Raw genomic sequence first — 18,849 nt, 5'->3', positions numbered from 1 at the left:
TGTTAATTTCGTTACTGGACCGAAAGAAAAACTGCATGCTTCACTTGCTTCTGGTGATGTTTCAGAAACCCATGAACCTCTATCAACGATAGTTGAAGCACGGATAAGCAGTAGGTGATCTATCAGTCACTTACGGTTAGTAACAGACTGTAAATTTAAGGTAGGAGACAGAGAAAAACTTTTACCACCACAATCACACGGTGTGGGACAAGACTATTAGGAATCCTAATAGTGTGATTTTGAACGGCCTGTCAGGTGTATTTCCCGATGCGAATTTTTCCGTCCAACCAGGGGTAATGTTGACGAATTTTAGCGAGGAAATGTTGGCGAAGAATTTTACAGCTACCTTCTGCCAGTTTTTCCGGTAAATCACCCAGTTCGTTACGGCGGGCAATCAAAGTTAAGTACCTGAAAAACGAATCCTTTTCTGGTAGCGGAATAACACTGATTTGATTGCGAAAAACTTCCCCCTGAAGAAGGCATAATGGGGTGGTTAATGTCCAGCCAAGTCCTTGAGCTACTGCGGAAAGTACGGCGAATGTGTTATCCAGTTGCATACGGTCGGGCACATCGAGACCTTGATGATGCAGATAGGTTTCGATGGATTGGCTGATAAGGCTTTGTTCGCTGTAGCGAATCATGTCCAGATGTTTACTCAATGCGACAAGTGAGTGGCAGGTATCAGGGTACTTTTGCTGGAACTGTTTTGGTACAACCAGGACAAACGGCTCTTTGAGGATTTGCAGACGTCTAAGGTCATCCTGCTTTTCGAGTACATCATCAGAAATAATAATATCAATGCTACGACTGAGAAGACCCTGCTGATGAAGGTGGGAGTAGCCCGTCATCATGCTCCAGTTTTCCGTGTGCGCTTTAATGACTTCAATCAGGGGCTGCCCGACCGTCGCGGCTAGCGAATCTACCATGGCAATTCGCACCAGGTGCAAACTATTGAAACTCCCTTTGGTGATGACATGCTGAGTTTTGTAAGCCTGTTCGAGCAGGTGAACGGATTGGTCATAGAAATAGCGTCCAGCCACGGTAAGCTCGACGGGACGCACACTACGATCTAGTAGTTTTACGCCAAGGTTACTTTCCAGATTGGCGAGGATTTGTGAAACCGAAGATTGGGAGATATCCAAATGTTGCGAGGCAGCGGTCATGTTGCCGGTTTTGGCGGTTGCCACAAACACTTCCAGCGATTTCAGCTCAAACCCTAATGTTCCCATTACCAAATCCTTTTCACATCCTAAATTCAGCTTAGCCAAGCGATTTGAAATCAGCATGTTGCAGCAATGAGTCGTGAGAAGCTGAAAATGAAAAAAGCCGCTTTGGTGGCTTTTTTCTCTGAGATATCACTTGATAACTTGGTCTGCAAATTCCAAAAGTTTGGGGTAAGCAATGGTGCTTTTTAGCGCCAGTGTTCTTTGCTCTTCCAAGACTTCCTTTAGGATATCTTTGGTAGTGAGTGGATTTGCCAGCACGACACGGAAGACAATTGTTTCGCGGCTATCTAAGTGAACAGGCGTTAACGTGGTTCGGGAGACGAAAGTGTTTCCGGCTTCGCGTTGGTGCTTTTGAATGAAAACAGTCAGGTCATTCAAGTGCTGGTGGAGCACTTCACGTTGCGCATCATTGGCGATCTCGAACGCTTTCTTGACCGATTCAGGCACAAAGCGATAGGTAAGTAGGCAAAGCTCAGGCTTGCTGACAATTTCGAAGTCTGGCTGCTCAGCAATTAATGACGCGAAGTATTCGGCCTTGTCGACGCTTTGATCAATCAGCAGTTCATAGCCTTCGCGTCCAATGATATTCAGGCTGGCGTAAAGCAACATCGCCATGCCACTGCGGGACCCTTCGAGTGTGTGGCTGCCGAGGTCTTTAGAGCCTTTGCGCAGTATGTAGTTGGCGTGATGCTCAATGGCAGACACCATGGAAGGGTCTTTGAATATCACCATACCTGCACCCATTGGCACGTATAGCTGCTTATGGGCATCAATTGTCACCGAGTCTGCTCGTTCAATGCCTTTGAGTTTTTGACGCTGGGTGTTCGACATCAAACTCGCACCGCCCCAAGCGGCATCCACATGAAAATGAATGTCTTCGCGCTCAGCAATTTCTGCCATGGCATCAAGCGGGTCGATATTGCCAGTTTCAGTCGTGCCGGCTACACCTACCAGTGCGAATACTTTGATGTTGTTCGCTTTCAGATCAGAGATTTTCTCTTCGAGCTTATCAATGCGGATACGGTTGTTTTCGTCGGTCGGAATGGCAATCAAAGACTGTCGGCCAATGCCAAGCACGTCTGCGGATTTCTTCAGTGAGTAGTGGCCACGTTCTGAGACCAAAATGGCGATATCGTCGTACCCGTAATGGCGCATGGCGCGGAACAGACCTTCCTCAGCGACGCCTTTGAAATCACCATCCGCTTTCAGTGCAGCATTACGGGCAACCCACAAAGCCGTGATATTGGCAATGGTACCACCAGAGCAAAACGCCCCTAAGGAATGTTCAGCGCTGTGCATCCAGCTTTCATAAAAGCGCTCGTCACGGTCATAAATCAGGTTGTGGAGCATGCCCAACACCTGACGTTCAAGTGGTGTGAATGCTTTTGACGTTTCGATTTTGACCGTGTTCTGGTTCAAACCAATCATGATTTTTGACAGCGGCATCAGGAAATAGGGAAGCGCTGAGGTCATGTGGCCAATAAAACGAGGTGATGACGTGTGAACGGATTGGGCAACCAGCTTATCCAGAAGAAACTCGGTATGCTCGGAAACGAACGTAGGTTGCTCTGGGATCAACGGATTGCTGAAATCTTTTTCAATATCAGTGAGAGATGAATCAGTTGCAGCAATATGATTCTGCAAAAAACGATTCAGGTTTTGGGAAATTTCCTGCTCGATCTTACCCAGAGTGGAATCGGGCGCTTCGGGCACGGTAAAAATACGATGGAGGCTCTCGAGTGACGCTTCCGCTGTCTTGTTTTCTTTAACCATCCGAGGTTCTTTATTTTCTAATAATGGGCTTTTCTACACGATGTTCGCCGAAGTTACAACACAGGAAAGACGTGGGCTTGGCCGATATCAAAGGGCAGAAATCTTGGGGATTGAGACAAAGGCCACCATTTAGGTGGCCTTTGTAAAGCTTGCGGCGTGGCTGTTATTGCTTGTCGCAACTGGTATCAGCCAGCTTCATCATCGCATCGTTGTACTGAGTTAGCGGGACGTCGATTTCTTTAGGGTGGCTGAGCAGGGAAGCCAAAGCCGAGCGAAGGTCGTAGTTACCTTCGTGCGCTTTACCCTGACGGAACTCGAAGACTTTCTTTGCCGCATCCGCGAGTTCACCTTGCGATGTGCTCAGTGATTTCACGTCTTCTTGGGAAAGGCTCAACCAAGATTCAACAGGCGCGTCGAAGTTTAGTTTGGCTGGGTCATTTTCCAGATAATAATCAAATGCTTCTTCATTCAACATGAAGTGGTTACGGCGGCCTTCCAGGAACCAACCAGCAACACCTTCCAGCTTAGGATCTTTCTTGATGGTGAGGTCTACCAGGTTTTCATACCAGGTGATCGAAGCATCCACATAGTTGTGATATTTCTGACTAACGCAAAGCTTGTCCAGTTCTTCGATGTCTTTCGCAAACGAAATACCAGGCACCAAAGTGGCGATGAGGATCAGGGCTGAACGACGCATTATTAAATCCTTTTGGTCGAAGGTTGTTTCCGAGTCACAGGGTTCTCGACCCAATATCAACGTCGGATTGTTTTTATAGGTGTAATGGTAATGTTAGCGACCGAAGAATAAAAACGAAAATTTTCTCTGGAATTAGTGGATTGTCACAATCCAAGCGAGAGATTTCTCAATTGCTCAGATTGTGACAAAGAGGTGGGTTAGCTTTCGATACGTTTTTCAGTTTCTCTATCGAATAGGTGAATGTTTTTCGTGTCGATAGTGAGTGGCAATGAGGCGCCGTCTTCAACCACGACATGCCCCTCAACACGGAGTGTCATTTGCTGGTCGGAATCGGCAAGCGTTCCGTAAACCAACAGATCCGCGCCTAACGATTCGGTTAACGTCACCTTCATGGTGAGCTGCTTTTCCTCGGGGTTCTCGGTAATCTGCAGGTGCTCTGGTCGCAAGCCAATGTATAAATCTCGGTCTTCAAGATTGGTATCCGAAATCAATTCACCATTGGCTAGGGCCAACTTTCCGCCACTCGCAGAGCCTTCAAGAATGTTCATAGACGGGCTGCCGATAAACGTCGCTACAAACAGTGAAGCAGGGGTGTCATAGACTTCCAGTGGTGTACCCACCTGCTCAACATCTCCGGCACTTAACACAACCAAACGATCTGCCAGCGTCATCGCCTCGACCTGATCGTGAGTCACGTAGATAGAAGTCGTATTCAGTGAACGCTGTAGCTTTTTGATTTCCAAACGCATTTGAACGCGAAGTTTGGCGTCGAGGTTAGAAAGTGGTTCATCAAACAAAAACGCTTTTGGACGACGCACAATGGCACGCCCCATCGCCACACGTTGACGCTGACCACCGGAAAGCTGAGACGGTCTGCGGGTCAGGAGATGGTCAAGCTCCAGCATCTTTGCCACTTCGTTGACCGATGTTTCTATCTGATCTTTTGGAACGCCACGGTTTCTCAGGCCATACGCCATGTTATTGAACACTGTCATGTGCGGATATAGTGCGTAGTTCTGGAACACCATGGCGATGTCGCGCTCGCCGGGTTCTTTTTCGTTTACGCGATCACCGCCGATAGACAGTGTGCCATCTGATATCGTTTCCAGCCCAGCAATCATGCGAAGCAGGGTAGACTTGCCGCAGCCACTTGGGCCAACCAGCACTATCATTTCGCCATCAGCGATATTCAAATCTACCCCGTGGATTGCTTTGAAGCCGTTGGGATAAACTTTTTTGATTTGGTCGAGTGTCATTGTCGCCATTCACGCATCCTCTGTGTGAAGCTTAATTCTTTATTATTTTTCAGTTTCTACCAGGCCTTTCACGAACAGCCTTTGCATGCCAAGCACCACGAGTACAGGTGGGATCATGGCAAGCAGTGTCGTCGCCATCACCTTGTTCCATTCCACTTCGCCATCGCCAACAGCCAACATGCGTTGGATACTCATCACGATGGTGTAGTAGTTATCTTCGGTGGTGATCAGCAGAGGCCATAGATATTGGTTCCAGCCGTAGATGAACGTAATCACAAACAGTGCTGCGATATTGGTTCTCGAAAGCGGCAGGAGAATATCAAAGAAGAATTTGATCGGGCCTGCGCCATCGATTCGGGCCGCTTCTAAAAGCTCACCCGGTACCGTCATGAAGAACTGGCGGAACAGGAAGGTGGCGGTAGCACTGGCGATCAACGGGATAGTCAGACCTGACATGGTGTTCAGCATGCTGAGATCAGCGATGACTTGAAAAGTCGGCATAATACGAACTTCTACAGGTAACATCAGAGTCATGAAAATCACCCAGAAAGCCAGCATACGGCCAGGGAAACGGAAATACACCACGGCATAGGCAGACAAAATGGAGATTGATAGCTTGCCGAAGGCAATACCAAGCGCCATCAGAGTGGAGTTCCATAGCATACCTGCCACGCTGATATTCAGCTCACGTGAGGTACCTTCTGTGAGGATTTCATGGAAAACCTCGAAGCCACGATCGCCGAACCAAAGCGGTGTCATGCCACTCACAAACTCTTTACTGTCATGTGTGGCTGCCGTCAAGGCGAGCCAAACAGGCAAGGCGACAGCCAACACACCTAGAATGAGAATGAAGTGGCTGAAAAATGTCAGTAACGGTCTTCTTTCTACCATCAGTAAGCCACCTTCTTCTCAACGTATTTGAACTGAATGACGGTTAGTACACCAACCAGAATCATCAGCAGGACAGACTGCGCGGAAGATGAACCTAAGTTCAGCCCCACAAAGCCATCGGCGTAAACCTTGTAAACCAGCGTTGTGGTCGAGTCGCCTGGGCCACCCTGTGTCATCGCATGGATAACGCCGAAGGTGTCAAAGAAGGCATAAACCAAGTTCACGACAAGAAGGAAGAATGACGTTGGGGAAAGCAGTGGGAACACAATGGTAAAGAATCGTTTCGCTGGACCTGCGCCATCAATGGCTGCCGCTTCAATCAAAGAACGTGGAATGGATTGAAGACCAGCGAGGAAGAACAGGAAGTTGTAACTTATCTGCTTCCAGGTTGCCGCAACAATCACCATAAACATGCCATCCCCTCCGTTGATAAAGGGGTTCCAATCAATGCCAACCGCAGCCATTGCGTGTGCCAATACACCCACTGTTGGGTTGAACATAAACAACCAAAGCACACCGGCAACAGCGGGAGCAACCGCATATGGCCAGATGAGCAAGGTCTTATAGGCAGTGGCGCCTTTGATAATGTGGTCGGCCATGACCGCCAGCAGCAAGGAAACGACGAGCGCTAGTGCTGCAACGGCAAAGCTGAAGAATAGGGTGGTGCCAAATGACGAGAAGTAAGCACTGTCTTCAAGGAGCTCTAAGAAGTTATCTAGGCCCACGAATTCTGTACTTAACCCAAAGGGATCTTCCAATAACGTTGACTGCCAAACTGCTTGTCCCGCTGGCCACAGGAAAAAGATAAAAGTGATGACCAATTGAGGGGCGAGCAGCGCAACAGGTAACCAGACGTTGTGAAAGACGGGTTTGTTATCCATAACAACCTGCTTATTGTAATTATGTGGATCAGCGGGGGGATGTCTCCCCCCGTTATTACGATGAACGTATTACTTGTTTGCTTTTGCGAACTTCGCCAACAGCGCGTTACCACGCTTAACGACTTTATCCATTGCATCTTGTGCAGAGGATTCGCCAGACCAAACGTTTTCCAGCTCTTCGTTGATCACGTCACGGATCTGAACAAAGTTGCCGAGACGGATACCTTTGGAAGCTGGCGTTGGCTCAACAGAAGTCATCTGAACAATCGCCACGTCAGTCCCTGGGTTTTCGTTGTAGAAACCTTGTTTCTTACTCAGATCGTACGCTGCGTGAGTAATTGGCAGGTATCCAGTGAACTGGTGCCAGTCAGCTTGGTTTTCTGCGCTGGACATGAATTTGAAGAACTTAGCGACACCGTCGTAGTCTTTCTTGTCATGACCTTGCAGAACCCACAGGGTTGCACCGCCGATGATAGAGTTCTGTGGAGTTTTGATCTTCGAGGAGTAGTAAGGCAATGGTGACACACCAAACTCAAAGTCTTTCACGTTGCCTTTAATGCCCGCGTAAGACGCTGAAGAGTTAATGTACATTGCACACTCACCGCTATAGAACAGTGGCGCACTGTCTGAACGGCGACCGCCGTATTTAAAGGTGCCGTCTTTTTGCCATTCTGCCAGTTGAGCGATGTGATCAACGAAGATTTTATCGTTGATCAGCAGCTTGGCATCAGTGCTGTCGAAACCATTATTAGCAGTAGCGATAGGTGCATTGTGGCGCGCACCGAAGTTCTCGATTTGTGTCCAGGACTGCCAGCCTGTAGTGAAACCACATTTTGCACCGTTAGCCAGAAGCTTGTCCGCTACGGCGTCCATTTCTTCCCACGTTTTAGGTGGCTCTACACCTGCTTTAGCAAACAGGTCTTTGTTGTAGTAAAGCACCGGAGTGGAACTGTTAAATGGCATAGACAGCATGTTGCCGTCACTATCTGTGTAGTAACCGGTAACAGATGCCAGGTAGGCTGCTGGGTCGAATTCTGTTTTGGTGTCTTCCATGAGTTGGTAAACCGGATAGATAGCGCCTTTTGCGCCCATCATGGTGGCAGTACCAACTTCAAAAACCTGCACGATTTCCGGTTGCTGCTTTGCGCGGAATGCAGCAACAGCACCTGTCATTGTTTCCGTGTAATTGCCTTTGTAAACAGGCTTAACAACGTAATCGCTTTGGCTTGCATTAAACTTATCTGCAATCTCGTTCACTTTCTCACCGAGATTGCCACCCATCGCGTGCCACCACTCGATTTCTGTTGCCGCGTAAGATGGGGATGCCAGCAGCAGTGATACAGAGGTTAGTGCTGCTAATTGACCTAGCTTCATGGTTTACTCCTTGTCTGACGAACTTCTATTGCCGTATCGGCTTTCCATTTCGAAAGTGTGTTTGCTCGTTCGAGCGGGAGGTTAGAGCATATGAGCGTTATGTTACGGTTTTGTTATAGCATCGCCTAGTTTGCGTGTCTTTACTCGCAAATAAAATGTGTGAGTTCCCGCCAACTTAGAACGCGTCGCAAAGAGTAGATGTCTGATTTGACAAAGAGATTAAGTTTCGGTGTCGAAAGTGTGTAGTGTGAGCAGGTTAGTTATATCAACAGCTTTTGAATGGTGCCCCTTTGATAAGGGGCACGAATAGAAAAGTGGAGTATGAAGGAGGCGTTGTTACAGTCGATCAGCCAAAACGGCTGCGCGAATGTGTCGCATGGTTTCGTCAATGTCGACATTGTCGTCGTTGAAGAAGCGGCTGATCACATCAAACAGCGCAATTTGGGACGCACGGCCAATCGCCATGTTGTGTGACAGGCTGGCAACCAGATTGTCGGTGGCCGCGGCGCGCAAAAATGCTTGCATGGAGTCTTGTGCACAGGCGTCAAAACCTGCCATATCGATATCGACACGCACTGGGATGGAGCCCTTACTGAGATTAAATTCTCGCTGGAAGTTTGGGTCGAGAATTAATTTTGCCAGCATCTTCTGGGATTCTGTGGTCTGCGTTGCGCCATTTTTGAAGAAAACAAAGCTGTCGATGTTGAAAGAAAACTGATTAGCAGTGCCCGGAGCGGGAATACAAAGGAAATCCTTACCAGCCTGCTTTCCTGCGGCCAGAAATTCGCCTTTTGCCCAGTCACCCATCATTTGCATCGCCGCTTTTCCATCGATCACTAAAGACGTGGTGTCGCTCCAGTTGCGCCCCGGCGAATCAATGTCTGTGTATTGCTTCATGCGGCGAAAAACCTCAAGGGTCTCGCGCATTTTGTTACTGGTCAGCGCGTCGCTGTCCTGTTCAATAAAGGCTTTGTGGAATTCATCTGTGCCCATCACAGCGAGTGCGATCAGCTCAAAAAGTGTGGTTTCCTGCCACGGCTCATTGCCAAGTGCCAGTGGGATATAGCCTGCAGCTTTAATTTTCTCAGCAACAGAAAAGAACTCGTCGAGTGTTTGCGGTGGCTGCACTCCAACTTTATTCAGAACATCAGCATTGGCCCACAACCAGTTGACGCGGTGAATGTTAAAAGGCACTGCGACATAGTGGCCATCTACCTTCAGGTAATCGCTGACGCGGCGGGGAACCAGTTCGTTCCAACGTTGTTCCTTGGCGACATCATCGACGCTGGCAAGAAAACCCAGCTTTCCCCACTCCTGAATTTCAGGGCCCTTGATTTGCGCAGCATCGGGAGGATTGCCTGATAGAGCACGAATGCGAAGGGTGTTGATAGCACTTTCGCCAGCACGGCCTGCGACAGCAAAGTCACGCCACACATGACCTTCTCGTTTCATCATCTCTTTAAGTGTGTCGACGGAGCGGGCTTCGCCGCCACTTGTCCACCAGTGGAGAACTTCTACATCATTGCCGTCACTTGCCTGAGCAGAAAAAGCGAGGCCGAATGCCAAAATCAGGGGCGAAAATCTCTTCATAATTCAGGTCCTGGGGAAAGCAATGTCGATTTGCAGACCGCCTTCCTTGCGGTTGGAAAGAATGATTTCACCACCATGTGCGCGAATGATATTTTTTGCGATACCTAAGCCGAGGCCGGTACCGTGCAAATCTGTATGGAGTCGAAAATAAGGGTCAAAAACCTTTTTGAGGAACTCGTCAGGAACGCCCGGGCCATTGTCCATGAGAGTGATATCGAGAGACTTCTCGCCATCATGAACATAAACCATAACCTCATCGCCGTATTTTACACCGTTGTCGATGAGGTTAGTCAGGCAGCGCTTGAAGGCCAAAGGCTTACAGTAAAATGGACGCAGCTGTTCGCCGGTAATGTTTACCCTCAACCGTTGCTGGTTATGTACCTCGGCGATAGTGTTCAGAATTTGCACGACATCAAGCGCCGTTACGTTCTCATGAATGTCAGTGTCTTTCACCGTCTGGAGAGCGCCTTTTACCATGATCTCAAGTTCATCAAGGTCTTTGTTGATCTTGGTGGCCTGAATTTCATCGTCAATCAACTCAGCACGAAGACGTAAACGGGTGATTGGCGTCTTCAAATCGTGGGAGATAGAACCAAACAGTTTTTCCCTGTCATGCATGTAACGCTGAAGGCGTTTCTGCATCAGGTTAAAAGCTCGGGTTACCGTTGTAATTTCACTGGCACCTTCTTCGACCAATTCTGGCTGTTCGATATCGGTGCTCAGTCGGTTTGCTGCCCTTGCCAGCCGCTTCAATGGACGGGTTTGATTGCGGATCAGCGTAAAGGTAAAGACCAGAAGCAGCGTGGTAATAGCAAACAGGAAGACGACTTGATCCGCGTTAATCAAATCATTTTCCAAAGTCACATACGGAGCGGGCAGGATCGCAGCTATGTATACCCATTGCTCTTCAGTGAGTTCTATTTGCACAACCAGAATCGGCGGATTTAGGGGTTCCAAGCTCAGCGTGTGATGCGCCCAGGACTTCGGAAGGTCAGACAGCAACAAACTGTTGTTCAACACCCGTAAAGTCTCAGGGCGCGAGAAGTCCACTTTGATTTGGTCAACGTTAGGTAGCTCTTTTTTGAGTACGCTTTCGATGGTGCTAATGGCTTCCAGTTTCGAACGGGTTTCCGGTATTGGCGTAATCCGTATTTCTTCGGTGTTGAATGAGACAAAGAATCGCGCACCACCCATATTGCGAAGTTGGTCGAGGGCAATATGACGGTATTCAAGCGGCAATGACTGGAAAAAGGTCGTGGTGGAGGCAAACATCTGCGCCATACTTTCTGATGCAGACTTCAAACCTTCTACTTCACGTTCCTTAGACTGAGTATACCAGAAGAAACTGGCAACACTTTGTGCAAGGATTACCGATAAAACGGTGAGTAGCAGCGTCCGCGAAAGCAGAGAACGCGGCCAGAAATAGGATTTTAAATTAAGACTCATAGGTGATGTCTGCGACGAACATATAGCCGTTGCCACGAACGGTTTTGATGATGGTGGACTGGCGGCCATTGTCCTTCAAACGTTGGCGCAAGCGACTGACCTGAACATCAATGCCACGTTCTTGAGGTTGTGCATCACGGCCGCGGGTCGCGTTAGAAATCGCATTTCTGTCCATCAGAGAATTTGGATTTTCAATAAACAGCATTAAAAGGGCAAAGTCAGCGGAAGTCATTTCTACTTCCTGACCTGTTACCTGATGGTTTAACCGTTGGGTGACAGGATCCAAACGCCACTGCGCAAAGCGAATGCCTTTCGGCTTCGACATGGTGGTTTCCTGTAATTGCTGTGTGCGGCGGAGCAGGGCACGGATACGGGCAACCAATTGGCGAGGGCTGAATGGCTTCGCAATATAGTCGTCTGCGCCAAGTTCCAGGCCGATAATTTGGTCTGTTTCGTCTGATACTGCGGTCAGCATAATGATGGGTACACTCGAATCCTGACGGACATATTTACACAGGGTAAAGCCATCATCTCCGGGTAACATGATATCGAGGAGGATCAGATCGGGATACTGAACAGCCAGCTTGGCTTTCATTTCCTGCCCGTTTTGAGCGGTCGTCACATCATATCCGGCTTTAGACAGATACTCTTGAAGCAGTTCTCGGATTTCTAAATCGTCATCCACCACCAGGATCCGCTTCTGATTAACCATGAAAGGCCTTCCCCTTATACTTCTACGACTACTTAAACAACTTGTTATTATCTTAGAGAATAAGTCCTCTTTCTAGCGCATGTTGTTCAAATAGGGTGCATGGGATCAAACAAATGGCTAAATGAACAAAAAAGAACCCCGGCAATGGCCGGGGTTCTTCATTTTTCTGAGTTCGGATTATTTATCCGAGTTCATTGCGCGGCTGATGCAGTATGCTGCGCCGCCCCAGGTAATGCCGAAACCAATCAGCATCATAATGATTGCGCCTGTTGTCATGCGTTTGCCTCCTGTGCGTCATCTTCTGCTGAATCCTTAGCAGGACGAGATACGATGTTGACGATAATACCGACGATAACCAGTGCTGCAGTCAGGCCCCAGCCCAGCATCAGCAGGTCGCTTTGCTCGTAGCCGCCGTAACCTTCTTTGAACGTGTTAACCAGGTTGGTACCGACGATCCAAGCCAGCATCAGTGGGCTTACGAAACGCACGCACACTTCCAGCCAAGCGCCTACAGAGAACTCAGAGACTTTGTTCACGTGGTCACGGATATCAGATACTTTGATCAACCAGCCCAAGATAACCAGCTCAATCAGACAGCTTGCCAGCAGAGCGACGTTGTTCATGAAGTAGTCAACCAGATCCAGCAGCAACAGACCGCCGTTGGTTGCGAACGCCATAGAAACCGCGAAACCAGTACCACAAACTACAGAAGCGGCGACTTTACGGCTGATGTTCAGCTTGTCGATGATGGCTGATGTCACGGCTTCAATGATAGAGATGTGTGAGCTCAGACCTGCAACAACCAGTGCAAGGAACAACAGTGGACCAATGATGTATGGTGCTGGCAGCAGGTTGATGGCCTGTGGCAGTGTAATGAAGGCTAGGCCAACACCACCGCTAACCACTTCCGTTACTGCTTTACCTTGCTCTTGTGCCATGTAGCCCAAGATAGAGAAGATAAGTACACCCGCCAGAATCGAGAAACCACAGTTGATAAGAACGGTCATAAACGCATTGTTCGTGACGTCAGACTTCTTCGGCAGGTAGCTCGAGTAAGCCAGCATGATGGCGAAACCAACAGACAAGGTGAAGAAGATCTGGCCGTAAGCTGCAGACCAAACTTTCGCGTCAGTCAGTTTGCTGAAATCAGGGGTGAACAGGTAGTTCAGACCTTCAACAGCACCTGGCAGGAACGCAACACGTGCAATCAGCAACAGAACCATGATGAAAAGTACTGGCATCAAGATCTTGTTCGCGCGCTCGATACCGCCTTTGATGCCAGTAAATACGGCTGCAAAGGTGATCGCCCATGCGATTGTCATAGGGATTGCGATGTGAAGCTGCCAGCTACCCAGATTACTTGGTGAATTCTCACCCAGTTTCAGGTATTCGCTGAAGAAGAATGCGTTGGTGTCTGTACCCCAGCTTTGATCAAATGCAAAACCAACGTAAGACATTGCCCAACCGATAACAGCCACGTAGTAAACCGCGATAACAGCTGCGATACCTACCTGGAACCAACCCAGCCATTCGAACTTGGTGTTCAGTTTTGAAAAGACAACCGGCGCAGAACCACGAAGTTTATGGCCAAGGCCAAACTCCATGATCATGAAAGGGATACCTGCGGTCAGCATTGCGAAGAGGTAAGGAACAAAAAATGCGCCGCCGCCGTTTTCGTAAGCCATATATGGGAAACGCCAGATGTTCCCCAAGCCGATTGCGGAGCCCACTGCCGCCAGGATAAATCCTGCGCGAGAGCCCCAGACTTCTCTAGTCATAACTTCTCCTTGTTGTTGATAGCACCCGTCCTTTTTATGTGATCAGACAACAGCTTGTAGTCTGCACTGTGTTATCAGCAGCTATCTAATTGAACAGATTTGAGTGTTTTTGTTGCTGTTCTGGAAGCGCGTGGTTGCGGGTGCTAAGTCAACCATGTTGTGTTTGGAATTTTTCCCGTCACTTAAGCAAAACAATCTTCTGCCTGTGAGGTTAATGGCAGATTAAGCGTTGGTAATACCTAAATCAATAGCGAAAATCTCTTACGTTTGTACTGTATTCATTGTGATGATCCCAAATTAACTGCTGTTAGTGGTGTGTTTCTAATTGTTAATAAACCATTACCAGTGGATTGGTCTATTGATATTTGATCTGTTAGCAGAAAGTTGTGAAGTGTTATTTTTGTTCGTTTGAGTGAAAAATAAACAAAAGTGCGTACAAGTTCGAATAAGCACGATAAATGGAAGAAAAAGTATCTATTAAGATCACTGATTTTGGTGTTCTAGTTTTAAATAGGCTTGGAGATACAGATTGTTAGTCATTTCAAGAAGTCTAAATATTGCTCAAAAACATCAGGTTAATCTACGTCTTGATCGAAAATGGTGGTTAATGAATTGTTAGCTGCTTAAGTCCAGCTAAAGTTCATTAACTAACCATAAATATGGCAAATACTATCAAGATATCGCATGTTTATTCATGAATTATTGTGTATGGAACTTGAAAGGAAGCTTTTCGAGAAATCGCTTTCTTATCAGTATAAGATTCTGCTGACCGCCGATGAGTAGGGGTTTTGCTTTGTGTCACAAAATGAAACATTTGGATCGTCAGCTAAACGATCTTAGATTGGAAACTGAATATTCAGGCTTGCGGTGGTAACGTCTCTACATTATGAATATGTAACGTGAGTGTTATCGCAAGGAGCCGTAAAATGGACACTAACTTAAAATTCGCTTTAATCACTGCTTTCTGCGCACTGAGTGGCATCATTACTTTCGCGACTGTAGCTATCGTCTTTTCATAGCGCTCAGTTGTATAAAAACATTGGCTCTGTGTAAGTGAGCAAGCGTAAAATAACGCTAATTCATTGATTACACCAAGAGGTGCTTGTGCAGAGCCCAAAAGACACTGACTCTACAGCGTCTTTCCCATCAGAAAGCGTTTCAACAGTTTCTGCGCGTTTCCAAGCTAAAGGACGCAAAAAACGCATCGCTCTCGTTGCCCAAGGCGGAGGGCAACGTGGTGTTTTCACATCAGGTGTACTAGATAGCTTCCTTGACGCTGGATTCGATCCATTTGAACTCTACATTGGCACTTCAGCCGGCGCGCTTAACCTTGCTTCTTATATCACCCGTCAGCGGGGCTTCGGGCATCATTTCATCACTGAGTACACCACTCATGATCGTTTCTTTAACTTAATGAGATACGTGCGTCGTCAGCAATTTATGGATTTGGACTGGGCGCTTGATATGGCAGGGCCAGATCATCCAGAAGGGCTGCGTGTTGAGAAAGCACGGGAGACATTGACCAATAGGGCTGCTTTCGCCTGTGCGACCAATAGCCACACCTTGGAGCCACACTTCTTTCGCATGTTTCAAGATGATTGGTTGAATGTGATGAAAGCGACTTGCGCCATTCCTATGCTTTATCCTTCTGCTATTGGCATTGGGGAGCAGTTTTATGTAGATGGCGGTGTTACAGGAGCGATTCCTGCCCGAGAAGCTTTTAATCGGGGGGCAGATATCATTGTCGTGATTCGCACTGAGCCGGTAACCGAAGACAAAGCGCCAATGAGTTCGGTCTTGGTGGAAAATTTTCGTGGGCGCATGGAAAAGCGTCTCCCGGATTACCTGGCAAGACTCAATATTGATGACCGCATGGAGAAGCTCTCAGAGTTTCATCATCAGCTCTCCCATCGTTTAGAAGAAATTAGGGAGCGTTACCGCGAGAAAACCCCTGAGCCGCTTTGGCATAAGCTTAGAGGGATGATGCAGCAGAAGAATCAGAACGGAGGACGCTGGTTGTTTGGTGGCGATTCAATATACCGCCTTCATGCCCTGTCTGGACACAAACTGAATGCGGATATGTTGGAAATGCTGACACGACATTTTCAAACGTATCAGGATGCCATTGAGTTTATGTCGCATCCGCCAGTGAGAACGGATCTAATCCAACTTGCGCCCCACCAACCATTATCAAGCAGCGCTTTACTCAGCAAACCCTTCCAGCTTGAGCATGACTATCAGGGTGGTCTTGTGGCAGGACGCCGTTTCGTTGATGAGTATGCGACAATGCTGAGTGACGTATCGACCGTAAAGAGCTAACTTTAAAAAATCACAATGATTTCAAGGAAGAAAGATTGACTGAATTCGAGAAAATGCAGCAGGGAATGCCATACAGTCCTGCTGATCCCGAGCTTACCCAATTCCGTTATGCCTCTCGCCGACTGTGCCAGCAATTTAATAGCATCGATCCTGCCGATGTCGATGCCCATGAAATGGTCATTACCAAGCTTTTTGCGATTCGCGGAAAGGGGGTGGTGGTTGAAGCGCCTTTTACCTGCTCATACGGAATGAACGTCAATGTGGGCAACAATGTTGCGTTTGGACCCAATTGCACCATCATCGATAGCGGACACGTAGAGATAGGAAATAACGTGCTTATTGGACCCGGGGTAGGGATCTACACCATTACCCAGAGTCTTCTACCGCTGGAAGTGCTTGATGGCGAATTGGAAATTTCTTTGCCTATAATTATTGGCAACAACGTCGTCATTGGTGGCAACAGTGTCATCAAAGCGGGCGTATCGATAGGCGAAGGTGTTGTTATCGAAGCAGGGTCCGTGGTGGAGGGTGACATAGAACCGTTCTCCGTTGTGTCCGGAAACCCAGCAGCCGTGGTTCGACGCCTCCGTTGATGGGTTGGCAGTGTTATCAGAGTTCTGTTACGATTGCCCGCCACAGCGTTAGAATTGTTATATTATAACAATTTCACTACGACGATGTTGATATGTATCCGGCGCTCAGACACTTAGCGGCTCAATCCGGGTATACAGGGCAGTACAATTCGGCATTGTCGAATGAAAAAGAGAATTGCAGTCGATGGCAAAAATTAGAGCAAGAGTCCCATTGAACGTGGGTGTAGGTAGCAAGATTCCTGCAGAAATACTTTCGTTCGAAGGTTTGGGCTCAGATAAAGAGCACGTCGCTATTATCTTCAAATGTGCAGACCAGCAGCAGGGAGCTCCACTGGTTCGAATGCATTCAGAATGCCTAACAGGCGATGTATTCCACTCCTCTCGCTGTGATTGCGGCGAACAGCTGGAAGAAACCATCCAGAAAATGGGCGAAGAAGGCGGGATCATTCTCTATCTTCGCCAGGAAGGCCGCGGCATTGGTCTTTACAACAAGTTGGATGCGTACAAACTCCAGAGCGAAGGCATGAACACTTACGAGGCGAATAACCACCTCGGATTCCCAGATGATTTGCGTACGTTTGAAGACGCTGCTGACATGCTGAAAGCACTGGAAGTGAATACCATTCGCCTCATCACCAACAACCCGAAGAAAATCCGTGAGATTCAGGAGCACGGCATCGAGTTAGAAGATGTCGTTGGTACACAAGCCCATATTAAAGATGGCAATGAAATGTACCTGAAAGCCAAAGTTTCACATGGTAAGCATAAGCTGACCATTGATTGATTCCCTGGCAGGTGATGGGGTAAAAGCAGCGCATTGTCGCTGCTTTTTTGATCTTGAAGATCTATTCTTAGTTGGCGAATAATCAGGCAAATCAATGGTTGCAACTTCGCATTAGATTAACTAATCCTTTCTATGATTTCTTATCGTGCTTGAATGACGTTTAATTAGTTGTTTGAAGCCCCTTACGACACTAAACTCTGCGAAAAATTAGAGGTGGTGGCGTACTATTCAACGAAAGCGTTAAATTTCCCTTTTATCGTCCACTTCCTCGCATAAAAGATTCTCAGTAATTACTTGCTTCCGGGAGTGCTGGTGATGTCTTCGGCAACGCCTTTATCCAAAATTTTACTCATGATTATCATTCTGGCTGCCGTAGGTCAGATGACGCAGACCATGTATGTGCCTTCAATGGCCATGATGGCTGAAAGTTTTGCTGTACCGCCAGCTTGGCTGCAGGCTGTGATGGCGTGTTACCTTATTCCATACGGTCTTTCCCAGTTTATCTATGGTCCACTGTCTGATCGCTTTGGGCGTAAACCCATCATTCTTATTGGTTTGGCGATTTATCTTGTGGGTACCATCGTGACACTCATGGCTCCGAGTTTTAGCGTTTTCCTGCTAGGCAGCGTGATTCAGGGGGCAGGTATTGGTTGTGGCGGTGCAATGGCACGTACGCTGACGCGTGACTGCTTTGATGGTAGCCGCCTTCACAAAGCGAACAGTCTGGTCAGCATTGGTCTGATTTTCTCGCCGCTGATGGCACCTGTGATTGGTGGTTTGCTGAGCACCTATTTTGGCTGGCAGGCGAGTTACGGATTTTTGCTTGTCTTGGCAGCGGTGGTGTGCTTAGTCATGTCGTTGTACTTTCAGGAAACACTGCCGCCTGAATCGCGTCGCAACGACTCAGTGATCAAAAGTTATCACCATGTGATGAGTAATCGACAGTTTCAGGGCTACCTGATCTGCCTGATTGCCGTATTCTCTGGTATCTCAGTATTTGAAGCGGCAGCTGGCGTCTTGCTTGGAAGCACGCTAGGTCTGAGCGCAACCATGGTCAGCCTGTTGTTTGTGCTTCCATTGCCAGGGTTTATGGTTGGATCATGGCTCTCCAGTGCGATTGAACAACGTTTGTCTTCGGGTAAATCGCTCTTTGTTGGGTCGGTGATCCTACTGGCAGGTGCGTTGACCGTGGTGATTCCTGGCTACTTTGTCACTGTGACCATTGAAACACTGATTGGTGGTGCATTCATTTACTTTATGGGGGCTGGTGTTCTGTTCCCCGCAGCGACAACCGGTGCGATTTCTCCGTTTCCCCGTCATGCAGGGACAGCCGGTGCAGTAATGGGTGGCGTTCAGAATATGGCTGCGGGTCTGTTTACCTTGCTGGCTGCTCAAATGAACGTGAACGACCAATTCTCACTCGGTGCAATTTTATTGGCAATGGCTGTGGTTTCAGGTCTTGGTCTGCTCCTGTGTCGTCGCCACAAAATGGCACCAGACGCGCCAGTTACAGCCTAACTGTAAATCTC

At 47.9% G+C, this 18,849-nt stretch carries 17 protein-coding genes; 5 read left to right on the top strand and 12 right to left on the bottom strand.

What is annotated here, in order from left to right:
- Positions 1 to 251: 251 nt before the first annotated feature.
- The 12 genes from GCE9029_RS06350 to GCE9029_RS06300 form a co-directional block, all read right to left on the bottom strand.
- Positions 252 to 1,229 (bottom strand): LysR family transcriptional regulator, encoded by a 978-nt coding sequence (locus tag GCE9029_RS06350; protein WP_062661837.1) that lies wholly within the window; start codon positions 1,227 to 1,229, stop codon positions 252 to 254.
- Positions 1,230 to 1,355: 126 nt separating this feature from the next.
- Positions 1,356 to 2,999 carry a pyridoxal-dependent aspartate 1-decarboxylase PanP gene (panP, locus tag GCE9029_RS06345; RefSeq protein WP_062661835.1) on the bottom strand — a complete coding sequence of 548 codons (1,644 nt, stop codon included), beginning with the start codon at positions 2,997 to 2,999 and terminating at the stop codon, positions 1,356 to 1,358.
- Between the two features lie 163 nt (positions 3,000 to 3,162).
- Complete coding sequence (locus GCE9029_RS06340) at positions 3,163 to 3,696, bottom strand: hypothetical protein (RefSeq protein ID WP_062661833.1); 534 nt, start codon at positions 3,694 to 3,696, stop codon at positions 3,163 to 3,165.
- A 197-nt stretch (positions 3,697 to 3,893) separates the two neighbouring features.
- Complete coding sequence (ugpC, locus tag GCE9029_RS06335) at positions 3,894 to 4,961, bottom strand: sn-glycerol-3-phosphate ABC transporter ATP-binding protein UgpC (protein ID WP_062661831.1); 1,068 nt, start codon at positions 4,959 to 4,961, stop codon at positions 3,894 to 3,896.
- Between the two features lie 33 nt (positions 4,962 to 4,994).
- A complete protein-coding gene (gene ugpE, locus GCE9029_RS06330; RefSeq protein ID WP_062661829.1) occupies positions 4,995 to 5,843 on the bottom strand; it encodes a sn-glycerol-3-phosphate ABC transporter permease UgpE in 849 nt (282 codons plus the stop codon).
- Positions 5,843 to 6,724, bottom strand: a complete 882-nt coding sequence (gene ugpA / locus GCE9029_RS06325; protein ID WP_062661827.1) for a sn-glycerol-3-phosphate ABC transporter permease UgpA — start codon at positions 6,722 to 6,724, stop codon at positions 5,843 to 5,845. Before ugpA ends, ugpE begins: the two co-directional genes overlap by 1 nt.
- 69 nt (positions 6,725 to 6,793) lie before the next feature.
- A complete protein-coding gene (gene ugpB, locus GCE9029_RS06320) occupies positions 6,794 to 8,098 on the bottom strand; it encodes a sn-glycerol-3-phosphate ABC transporter substrate-binding protein UgpB (protein WP_062661825.1) in 1,305 nt (434 codons plus the stop codon).
- Positions 8,099 to 8,434: 336 nt separating this feature from the next.
- Positions 8,435 to 9,688, bottom strand: a complete 1,254-nt coding sequence (locus GCE9029_RS06315; protein ID WP_062661823.1) for an ABC transporter substrate-binding protein — start codon at positions 9,686 to 9,688, stop codon at positions 8,435 to 8,437.
- Between the two features lie 3 nt (positions 9,689 to 9,691).
- Positions 9,692 to 11,134, bottom strand: a complete 1,443-nt coding sequence (locus tag GCE9029_RS06310; RefSeq protein ID WP_062661815.1) for an ATP-binding protein — start codon at positions 11,132 to 11,134, stop codon at positions 9,692 to 9,694.
- Complete coding sequence (locus GCE9029_RS06305) at positions 11,124 to 11,846, bottom strand: response regulator (RefSeq protein ID WP_062661813.1); 723 nt, start codon at positions 11,844 to 11,846, stop codon at positions 11,124 to 11,126. Before GCE9029_RS06305 ends, GCE9029_RS06310 begins: the two co-directional genes overlap by 11 nt.
- A gap of 177 nt (positions 11,847 to 12,023) precedes the next feature.
- Complete coding sequence (locus GCE9029_RS26305; RefSeq protein ID WP_152442386.1) at positions 12,024 to 12,122, bottom strand: MetS family NSS transporter small subunit; 99 nt, start codon at positions 12,120 to 12,122, stop codon at positions 12,024 to 12,026.
- Positions 12,119 to 13,624, bottom strand: coding sequence for a sodium-dependent transporter (locus GCE9029_RS06300; protein ID WP_062661811.1), 1,506 nt, complete (start codon positions 13,622 to 13,624; stop codon positions 12,119 to 12,121). The genes GCE9029_RS26305 and GCE9029_RS06300 overlap by 4 nt, the downstream gene beginning before the upstream one ends.
- 926 nt (positions 13,625 to 14,550) lie before the next feature.
- Here GCE9029_RS06300 and cydH point away from each other — a divergent pair.
- The 5 genes from cydH (at position 14,551) to emrD (ending at position 18,838) form a co-directional block, all read left to right on the top strand.
- Positions 14,551 to 14,643 (top strand): cytochrome bd-I oxidase subunit CydH, encoded by a 93-nt coding sequence (gene cydH, locus GCE9029_RS26300; RefSeq protein WP_157487777.1) that lies wholly within the window; start codon positions 14,551 to 14,553, stop codon positions 14,641 to 14,643.
- Positions 14,644 to 14,728: 85 nt separating this feature from the next.
- Complete coding sequence (locus tag GCE9029_RS06295) at positions 14,729 to 15,943, top strand: patatin-like phospholipase family protein (protein ID WP_062661808.1); 1,215 nt, start codon at positions 14,729 to 14,731, stop codon at positions 15,941 to 15,943.
- Positions 15,944 to 15,978: 35 nt separating this feature from the next.
- Positions 15,979 to 16,536 carry a sugar O-acetyltransferase gene (locus tag GCE9029_RS06290; RefSeq protein WP_062661806.1) on the top strand — a complete coding sequence of 186 codons (558 nt, stop codon included), beginning with the start codon at positions 15,979 to 15,981 and terminating at the stop codon, positions 16,534 to 16,536.
- Positions 16,537 to 16,720: 184 nt separating this feature from the next.
- The gene (locus tag GCE9029_RS06285; protein ID WP_062661804.1) at positions 16,721 to 17,320 is read left to right on the top strand and encodes a GTP cyclohydrolase II; all 600 of its coding nucleotides are present in this window, start codon (positions 16,721 to 16,723) and stop codon (positions 17,318 to 17,320) included.
- 315 nt (positions 17,321 to 17,635) lie between these two features.
- Positions 17,636 to 18,838: a multidrug efflux MFS transporter EmrD gene (gene emrD, locus GCE9029_RS06280; RefSeq protein WP_062661802.1), complete on the top strand. Its 1,203-nt coding sequence runs from the start codon at positions 17,636 to 17,638 to the stop codon at positions 18,836 to 18,838.
- The last annotated feature ends 11 nt before the right edge of the window (positions 18,839 to 18,849 follow it).

The sequence above is a fragment of the Grimontia celer genome, assembly GCF_900055185.1.
GTDB classification, from domain to species: domain Bacteria; phylum Pseudomonadota; class Gammaproteobacteria; order Enterobacterales; family Vibrionaceae; genus Enterovibrio; species Enterovibrio celer.
The sequence above is the reverse complement of the archived record's forward strand: the minus strand, read 5'-3'. Positions and strand labels throughout refer to the sequence as shown.

What these genes read in the sequence shown, in the direction of transcription:
- GCE9029_RS06350 (WP_062661837.1), bottom strand. Translation starts at nt 1,229, where the DNA reads ATGGGAACATTAGGGTTTGAGCTGAAATCGCTGGAAGTGTTTGTGGCA.
- panP (WP_062661835.1), bottom strand. Translation starts at nt 2,999, where the DNA reads ATGGTTAAAGAAAACAAGACAGCGGAAGCGTCACTCGAGAGCCTCCAT.
- GCE9029_RS06340 (WP_062661833.1), bottom strand. Translation starts at nt 3,696, where the DNA reads ATGCGTCGTTCAGCCCTGATCCTCATCGCCACTTTGGTGCCTGGTATT.
- ugpC (WP_062661831.1), bottom strand. Translation starts at nt 4,961, where the DNA reads ATGGCGACAATGACACTCGACCAAATCAAAAAAGTTTATCCCAACGGC.
- ugpE (WP_062661829.1), bottom strand. Translation starts at nt 5,843, where the DNA reads ATGGTAGAAAGAAGACCGTTACTGACATTTTTCAGCCACTTCATTCTC.
- ugpA (WP_062661827.1), bottom strand. Translation starts at nt 6,724, where the DNA reads ATGGATAACAAACCCGTCTTTCACAACGTCTGGTTACCTGTTGCGCTG.
- ugpB (WP_062661825.1), bottom strand. Translation starts at nt 8,098, where the DNA reads ATGAAGCTAGGTCAATTAGCAGCACTAACCTCTGTATCACTGCTGCTG.
- GCE9029_RS06315 (WP_062661823.1), bottom strand. Translation starts at nt 9,688, where the DNA reads ATGAAGAGATTTTCGCCCCTGATTTTGGCATTCGGCCTCGCTTTTTCT.
- GCE9029_RS06310 (WP_062661815.1), bottom strand. Translation starts at nt 11,134, where the DNA reads ATGAGTCTTAATTTAAAATCCTATTTCTGGCCGCGTTCTCTGCTTTCG.
- GCE9029_RS06305 (WP_062661813.1), bottom strand. Translation starts at nt 11,846, where the DNA reads ATGGTTAATCAGAAGCGGATCCTGGTGGTGGATGACGATTTAGAAATC.
- GCE9029_RS26305 (WP_152442386.1), bottom strand. Translation starts at nt 12,122, where the DNA reads ATGACAACAGGCGCAATCATTATGATGCTGATTGGTTTCGGCATTACC.
- GCE9029_RS06300 (WP_062661811.1), bottom strand. Translation starts at nt 13,624, where the DNA reads ATGACTAGAGAAGTCTGGGGCTCTCGCGCAGGATTTATCCTGGCGGCA.
- cydH (WP_157487777.1), top strand. Translation starts at nt 14,551, where the DNA reads ATGGACACTAACTTAAAATTCGCTTTAATCACTGCTTTCTGCGCACTG.
- GCE9029_RS06285 (WP_062661804.1), top strand. Translation starts at nt 16,721, where the DNA reads ATGGCAAAAATTAGAGCAAGAGTCCCATTGAACGTGGGTGTAGGTAGC.
- emrD (WP_062661802.1), top strand. Translation starts at nt 17,636, where the DNA reads ATGTCTTCGGCAACGCCTTTATCCAAAATTTTACTCATGATTATCATT.